Raw genomic sequence first — 613 nt, forward strand, 5'->3', positions numbered from 1 at the left:
TAACTGATACATTCACTAATGCATTCTCAAGTGGAAATAACGTTACTCAAGGTGTATCTGTTGAAGTTGGTGAAAAACAAGCTGCTGTAGACTTAAAAGTAATTTTAGAATATGGTGAATCAGCACCTAAAATCTTCCGTAAAGTAACTGAATTAGTAAAAGAACAAGTTAAATATATTACTGGTTTAGATGTTGTTGAAGTTAACATGCAAGTTGACGATGTAATGACTCAAAAAGAATGGAAACAAAAACACGAAAAAAATAATGAAAACAATAACCAAGAAAGACAAGGTTTACAATAAGTTATTCGATAAAAAGCTCGGCACTCAATTTAAGTGCCGAGCTTTTTTGTGATTTTTAATAATTTGAATATGGAAAATGTATTATTCTCTCATTTGTATAGATTGTATTTAATAAGTTAATGTAATCCTTGAGCTCACGATTAATAAAATTCTATAACCTTAATTATTTTCTCGATACAAAGGGTTATTAACTTTAATATAAGTATAATGATGTGCCTCATCTTCAAGACGCATTGTTGTAACACACTTATAATCTATAAATGGCGCGAACATGGTATCTTTAATTTCATTTATGCGATTCTCATTTACTT

Annotated in this window: 2 protein-coding genes; one reads left to right on the forward strand and one right to left on the reverse strand. The window is 29.0% G+C overall.

Going from position 1 to position 613, the window contains the following annotated elements; all coding sequences use genetic code 11:
• Positions 1–302 (forward strand): Asp23/Gls24 family envelope stress response protein (locus tag IDG60_RS20645; protein ID WP_206161126.1); only part of this gene is annotated, 302 nt, incomplete at its 5' end.
• A 159-nt stretch (positions 303–461) separates the two neighbouring features.
• Here the strand turns inward: IDG60_RS20645 and IDG60_RS23350 are convergent.
• Positions 462–613 (reverse strand): hypothetical protein (locus IDG60_RS23350; RefSeq protein ID WP_241013414.1); only part of this gene is annotated, 152 nt, incomplete at its 5' end.

It is taken from the genome of Staphylococcus sp. EG-SA-2 (assembly GCF_017152085.1).